Here is a 6,922-nt window from a genome sequence, read left to right on the forward strand (position 1 = left end):
TGAGACAGAAGCGCTGGTGTCAGCGCCCCTTGCCGAGGAAGTCCTTGATGGAGGCGTAGATGGCGTCCTTGTCCGCGATCTCGCTCAGCGAGACGTTGTTCGTGTCACCCACCGCCTCGCGCAGGTCCTTGATGAACTGCCCGCTGCCGTAGGGGGACTCCACCTGCCCGTAGGCGAACTGGTTCACCTGCGGGAGGATGTCGTTGCGGAGCATCTCGATGCACTGGCGCGTGTCGTCCGCGCTCCAGTTGTCCCCGTCGCTGAAGTGGAACGGGTAGATGTTCCACGCGCTCTTCGGGTAGTCCGCCTGGATGATGTCCCGGCACAGCTTGTACGCGCTGGAGATCATCGTCCCGCCGGACTCGCGGGTGTGGAAGAACGTGTCGCGGTCCACTTCGCGCGCCACCGCGTCGTGGATGATGTAGCGCGACTCCAGACCCTTGTATTGATGCTTGAGCCACGTATCGAGCCAGAAGCTCTCGATGCGGACGATCTCCTTCTGCTCGTCCCCCATCGAGCCGGACACGTCCATCATGTAGATGATGACCGCGTTGGTTTCCGGCAGCTCCTGCAGCTTGTAGCTGCGGTAGCGCCGGTCCTCTCGCGTGGGGATGATGACCGGCATCTTCGGGTCATAGGTGCCGGTGGCGATCTGCCGCTTCAGGGCCTGCTTGAAGGTGCGCTTGAAGTGGCGCAGCGACTCCGGGCCCGTGGTGTTCACGCCCGTGTACTTCACCTTCTGCGTGACGATGCGCTCGTTCTGCCGCCGTTCAATGCGCGGCAGCTGGAGCTCTTCGCCAAGAATCTGCGCCAGCTCCTCCAGCGTGACGTCCACCTCCAGGGCGTGGTCTCCCTCGCCCTGGCCGGCCTGGTGCCCGTCCCCGGGCTCCACCGCCCCGGGGCCGAGCTGCTGACCCACCTCACCGTCTCCCTGTCCGACGCCGCCCTGCTCCTTGTGGCCGTACTTGAAGCGCGGGATGTCGATGAAGGGGATGGGGATGCTGATGGCATCCTTGCCCTTCTTGCCCAGCATCTCGCCCTTCTGCACGTACTTGCGCAGGTTGGCTTTGATCTTCCCGCGGACGATCTGTTTGAAGCGGGAGTGGTCCTGGTGGATCTTCAAGGTCACGGTGTCACGTCCCTCTTGGACAAGGCGCTATCGCGTTACTCCTTGGCGTCACCGCGGGCGAAGATGCTGGCCACGAAGTTCAGCACGTCCGTGGAGCAGATCTCGCAGTACCCGTAGTTCTTCATCATCCGGTCCTTCACCAGGTCGATCTTCTCCTGGGTCTCCTTGTCCACGACGGACGACACCAGGTTCTTGAGCTTGATGCTGTCCTTCTGGTCCTCGAACAGCTTCAGCTCCAGCGCCTTGTGCAGCCGCTCGTTGGTCCGGTAGTTGAAGGTCTTGCCCTCCACGGCGAGCGCGCCGATGTAGTTCATGATCTCCCCGCGGAAGTCGTCCTTGCGGCTCTCGGGGATGTCGATCTTCTCTTCAATCGACCGCATCAAGCGCTCGTCCGGCACCTCGTAGATGCCGGTGTACTTGTTGCGGACCTTCTCCTTCTGGGTGAAGGCCTTGATGTTGTCGATGTAGTTGCCGCACAGCTTGCCGATGGCGTCCTCGTCGGCGCTGATGGCGCGCTGGACCTCGTTCTTGACGATGTCCTCGTACTCCTGCTTCACCGTGGTGAGCAGCTCCTTCATCCGCTTGCGCGCGTCCTCGGTGTTGATGAGGGAGTGTGTCTTCAAGCCGGCTTCCAGCTCGTTGAGCACCATGAAGGGGTTGATGCAGCCCTCGCCCTTGTCGCTCACCAGGGCGTTGGAGATTTTATCCTGGATGTAGCGGGCGCTGATGCCCTCCAGGCCCTCGCGCACGGACTCCTTGCGCAGCTCCTTGATGTTGTCCTCGGTGAAGTTGGGGAGCGTCTTGCCGTTGTAGAGCTTGAGCTTCTGAAGGAGCGACAGGTTGTGCTTCTTGGGCTCCTCCAGGCGCGTGAGGACGGCCCACATGGCGGCCATCTCCAACGTGTGCGGGGCGATGTGCTTGCCCTTGATGGCGCGGGAGTTGAAGTCCTTCTCGTAGATCTTCACTTCCTCGGCCAGCTTGGTGATGTACGGGATGTCAATCTTCACCGTACGGTCGCGCAAGGCCTCCATGAACTCGTTGTTCTCGAGCTTCTTGTACTCGGGCTCGTTGGTGTGCCCGATGATGACCTCGTCGATGTCCGTCTGAGGGAACTTCTTCGGCTTGATCTTGTGCTCCTGCGACGCGCCGAGCAGGTCGTAGAGGAACGCGACGTCCAGCTTGAGCACTTCGACGAACTCGATGACGCCGCGGTTGGCGATGTTGAACTCGCCGTCGAAGTTGAAGGCTCGCGGGTCGGAGTCCGAGCCGTACTCGGCGATCTTCCGGTAGTTGATGTCGCCGGTGAGCTCGGTGGAGTCCTGGTTCTTCTCATCCTTGGGCTGGAACGTGCCGATGCCGACGCGGTCCTTCTCACTGAAGATGAGCCGGTTGACGTGGATGTGGCCCATGACCTGGGCGAAGTCACCGCCGTACTGGGTCATCAGCTCCTTGAAGACGAAGCGGCAGGCGGGGCACAGCTCGCAGCCATTCGGAATCGTGTAGCCGGACTCCGGCGGGGACAGCTCGGAGAAGACCTTGTCGCGCCACTCGCGGGGGATGAGGTTGAGGGGCTCCTCGTTCATCGGGCACTTCATCTTCTCCTTCGTCACCGTGCCGTCCGGCTGCTTCTTGTCGGTGAGCCAGGAGAAGGTGTACGCGGCGCCCTCCGGCGTCTTCGAGTACTCCTCCATGCCCTTCTTGAGCAGGCGGGCGATGGTGGACTTGGACGAGCCCACGGGGCCGTGCAGGAGGATGACGCGCTTCTCCGTGCCGTAGCCCTGGGCGGCGGACTTGAAGACGTTGACCAGCTTCATCAGCGGCACGTCCAGGCCGAAGATGGCGTCGCGGCCGCCGAAGCGCTCGTCGCTGAAGAAGTGGTAGCGGGTGAGCTTCTTCTTGTTGTCGATGTACTCCGACTTCCCGTGGCTGAGGATCATGTCGTAGATCCTCTGGAAGGCGGTGCGGGTGACCTTGGGGTTCTTGCGGACGATTTCGAGGTAGTCCTCGAAAGAGCCCTCCCAGTTGAGTTCCGCGTAGGTCTTCACGTCCTGGAACGCGGCGATCCTGGAGACCCACGAGCCCTTCTCAGCGTCCTTCATGTCTCTCCCTCGTAGCCTCACAGGAGGACGCGAACGGTCGCGTGCTTCCGGGGGGCCAACATGGTGAACCTGGAGGGCTGGAAGGCCATTCCACACCCACTCCGAAGAGGTCCCAGGCGACGACAATCGCGATGCTTCAGCCCCTTCGGGACCCCGCCGCGGAGTGGGACCGCGCGTTCGGCTCGTGTCGGAGGGGAGCCGCCCTCCTCCACGGGGTGAAAAGGCACTTCGATTATAAGGACCCTGACGCGCGCTGGGAGGAGCCCCCCCGGTGCGATGTGTCCGGTCCCACCTCACCCAAGCGCGTACTTCCCGACGCTTGGGCTTCCGCCGGAGGACACCCCGTCCAGGCAGGCCCTCACTGTGGGGCGGCGTCCGTGTCCGCTCCACATGTCGGCATGACGGCCGGCGCACCGGTTCCGTCCCGCCCAGAAGGGTGCGTAACGGCGCGAATCCCATGCTGCCCGGGGAAGTGATTCCCGAAGAAGCACGGGGCAGGCGGGCGGGCACCGGGCAGGAGGGCGGGACGCTGGCTTGGCTTTGAGCCCTGCCTGCGTATCCTCGCGCGCGCCATGGTTCCCGCTTCGAGTCCCGCCGCCCTTGCTTCCCCTCCCTCCGCCGTGCCCGGTCTGTCCGCGGTGCCCGCCCCTCAGCCCGAGCCGTCCATCCGGTGGTTGGTGGGTCTGCTGCTCTTGGCGGCGCTGCTCCCCCGGTTGGGGGTGTTCTTCATCAACGAGAACCTCTTCGGTGACGCGGTGGTGCGCACGGAGCTGGCGGAGCGGTGGCTGGCCGATCCCCACGTCATCACGTCCTACAAGGACGGCACGTATCAGTTCGGCCCCCTGCACCTGTACCTGGTGGGCGCGGTGCTGTCGGTGTTCGAGCGCGACGTGGCGGGCCGGCTGGTGAGCCTGTTGTTCGGAGTGGCGTCGGTGGTGCCGCTGTTCGCGCTGACGCGGCGGCTGTTCGGCTGGCGCGCGGGCGTGGCGGCGGGGCTGGCCTTCAGCGCGTGGGGCATGCACCTGCAGTTCTCCACCACCGCGGGCAGCGAGTCGGTGTCGCTCTTCTTCATGCTGGCGGTGTTCGCGCTGGTGGCGGAAGGGGTGGAGGAGAACCGCTTCCAGCCGCTGTTCTGGGGCGCGGTGCTGCTCAACTTCGCGTGCGCGCTTCGCTACGACGCGTGGCTGTACATCCCGCTCATCACGGTGGCGCTGGTGTTCAGCAGCGAGGACCGGGTGGCGTCCCTGACGCGCGCGGTGGGCTTTGGTCTGGTGTGCCTGCCGTTCCCGCTGTTGTGGATGCAGGGCAACGAGCTGGCGCACGGCGACCCGTTCTTCCCCATCAAGGCGGTGGAGGACTTCCACAGGCAGTGGGTGGCCGACTCGGGTGGTGCGGGGGGCGCGCTGGGCTGGCGGTTGCAGCAGCTGGGGTTCTGGCCCGCGGTGGCGCTCTTCACGCTGACGCCCGGCGTGGCGCTCCTGGGCGGGGTGGGCATGGTGCGCGCGTGGAAGAAGCACCCGGAGACGCGCTGGCTGGTGGTGATGGCGGTGGTGCCCGCGCTGTACTTCACCCTGCGCGCGGCGGTGCTGCTGAGCTTCGTGCCCCTGGCGCGCTTCACGGTGACGCAGCTGGTGCTCCTGCCAGTGTTCATGGCGCCGGGCCTGGCGGCATTGGTGGGCAACAAGGGGCCCTTCGCGCGCCGCGCGGTGGTGGGCGTGAGCGCGGTGCTGGCGGTGGTGATGCCGGTGGCGCTGGGCATCTACACGTTCCGCACCGAGGGCGGGCTGCACGACTCGCTGCGCCCGGTGAGCCCCACGTCCACGAACCCCGTGGCGGTGATGCAGGTGGCGCGCTTCCTCAAGGAGGAGGTGGCGGCGAACGGCGGCGCGGCGGCCATCGACGATGACCCGAGCTACATGGACCTGCAGGTGGCCTTCTTCTCCACGCTGCCGGAGATGCGCATGGCGCGCGTGCGCTGGGACACCTTCCGCCAGCGCCTGGCGGACGCGCGGCCGGACGTGCTGGTGCGTTTCGACGGCGGCAAGCTGGTGAAGGACCCGGGCGTGAAGCTGGATGGGCGCACGCTGACGCTCGACGGCGTGGCGTACCAGGAGCAGGACGGCTTCTCCGCGCCGCTGCACGTGTACCGGCGCCAGCCGTAGTTCGTCAGCGATTCCCGGAGGTGCTGCTCAGCCCTCCGGGTTGTAGTTGTCGTCGTAGCCGTCGTCGTCCTTGGGGCGGTGCGCGTCCAGCCAGCCCTGCAGGATGAACTGCGCGGCGAGCTGATCGATGACCTCCCGCCGCTTCTCCCGGCGCACGTCCGCCTCCAACAGGGTGCGCTGGGCGGCCACGGTGGACAGCCGCTCGTCCCACAGCTCCACGGGCAGTCCGAGCGCGCTCTCCAGCACCTGCGCGAACTTGCGCGAGGCCTCCGCGCGGGGGCCCTCCGTGCCGTTCATGTTGAGGGGCAGGCCCAGGACGAAGCGCGTCACCTCGTGTTCCTTCACGAGCCGGGACAGCTCCGCCAGGTCCCCCTTGAGTGACGTGCGCCGCACGGTGGTGACCGTCTGGGCGGTGAGCCCCAGTCCATCCGAGACGGCCACCCCGATGGTCTTGGTGCCGTAGTCGAGCCCGAAGGTGCGCATGGGCGCGGGACTCTAGCCGCAATCCTCCGCCGCGGACCGACCCGTCCGTGGGTGGGGACGCGGCTGGCGGCCCCCTCGGGCCAACCCCGCGTTTCGACTCGCCCCGCGAGCCGGACTGCCCGGCACCGCCGCTGCAATGCCTGTCCGCGTCCGAAGAGACGGCGCGCGGCACCTGGCAGCACCCACTTCAACCCGTCGCGCGGGAGTATCGATGCTCGACATCCTGAAAGGCGTGGCGAACCTGCTGGGCGGTCCCATGGCCGCCGTGACCGACCTGGCGGGGGACGCCCTGGGGCTTCCGCCCGTCCTCACGAACTCCATCAAGACGGCCGCGGGGGTGATGACCGGCAACGTGATGATGGCGGCCAGCGGCGCGCTGGGCGTGGCGGATGAGCTGAAGAAGAACCCATCCGCGAAGACGGAGTACTGCGCGCCCCAGAACGCGGCGAAGGCGGGCGCGGGCTACGCGAGCTCCGCTTCGTCGGGCGCTTCGCAGGCGGGAGGCACCTCCGGAAGCCGCAGCCCGCTGGACCCCAAGCTGCTGGACTACGCGGACTCGCTGCGCACGCTGGAGGCGAACTTCGGCTACCTGGACCTGCTGGACGGCAAGAAGGACGGCTCGCTGTCGCACGCGGACCTCCAGCGCATCTCGCAGGACAAGAACGTGTCGCCGTCGCTCCGGGACGCGGCGAGGTTCCTCGTCGACAACCGCGGCTTCTTCGAACAGGTGGACACGGCGAAGAAGAGCCTCCTGATGCTGAAGCTGCCGAGCCTGAACGATGACCGCATCGAGCTGGTGGGTCTCCAGCAGGAGTCCAAGCGGCTGGCCGGCGAGTTCGCGAAGTACGGACGTCCGGAGCGTCCGGGACGCCCGTCTCCTTCGCCTTCGGACTGCGCGCCTCCGCCGACGGACTGCGCGCCGCCCAGCACCGGCGGTGGCTCCCGGCCGGGCAGCGGGGCAGGGCGGCCGGGCACTGGCGGCACGGGGCGGCCGGGCAGCGGCACGGGAAGCACGGACGGTGGTGTGTCGGGCCGGCCGCCCCGTGCCG

At 66.7% G+C, this 6,922-nt stretch carries 4 protein-coding genes and 1 pseudogene; 2 read left to right on the forward strand and 3 right to left on the reverse strand.

Annotated elements, in window-relative coordinates; genetic code table 11:
- Nucleotides 1-19: 19 nt before the first annotated feature.
- Together D7Y15_RS24950 and D7Y15_RS24955 are read right to left on the reverse strand one after the other, a co-directional pair.
- The gene (locus D7Y15_RS24950) at nucleotides 20-1,129 is read right to left on the reverse strand and encodes a DUF444 family protein (protein ID WP_120575833.1); all 1,110 of its coding nucleotides are present in this window, start codon (nucleotides 1,127-1,129) and stop codon (nucleotides 20-22) included.
- 35 nt (nucleotides 1,130-1,164) lie between these two features.
- Nucleotides 1,165-3,228 carry a PrkA family serine protein kinase gene (locus tag D7Y15_RS24955; RefSeq protein WP_120575832.1) on the reverse strand — a complete coding sequence of 688 codons (2,064 nt, stop codon included), beginning with the start codon at nucleotides 3,226-3,228 and terminating at the stop codon, nucleotides 1,165-1,167.
- Between the two features lie 572 nt (nucleotides 3,229-3,800).
- Between D7Y15_RS24955 and D7Y15_RS24960 the strand changes: the two genes are divergently transcribed.
- Nucleotides 3,801-5,390: a glycosyltransferase family 39 protein gene (locus D7Y15_RS24960; protein WP_121754149.1), complete on the forward strand. Its 1,590-nt coding sequence runs from the start codon at nucleotides 3,801-3,803 to the stop codon at nucleotides 5,388-5,390.
- Nucleotides 5,391-5,417: 27 nt separating this feature from the next.
- On the opposite strand, the gene ruvX is transcribed toward D7Y15_RS24960, so the two are convergent.
- Nucleotides 5,418-5,873 (reverse strand): Holliday junction resolvase RuvX, encoded by a 456-nt coding sequence (gene ruvX / locus D7Y15_RS24965; protein ID WP_121754150.1) that lies wholly within the window; start codon nucleotides 5,871-5,873, stop codon nucleotides 5,418-5,420.
- Nucleotides 5,874-6,084: 211 nt separating this feature from the next.
- Between ruvX and D7Y15_RS24970 the strand changes: the two are divergent.
- A pseudogene (locus D7Y15_RS24970) lies at nucleotides 6,085-6,922 on the forward strand (hypothetical protein); the annotation flags it as partial.

The organism is Corallococcus sp. AB030 (assembly GCF_003668965.1).
Taxonomy (GTDB): Bacteria; Myxococcota; Myxococcia; order Myxococcales; family Myxococcaceae; genus Corallococcus; species Corallococcus exiguus.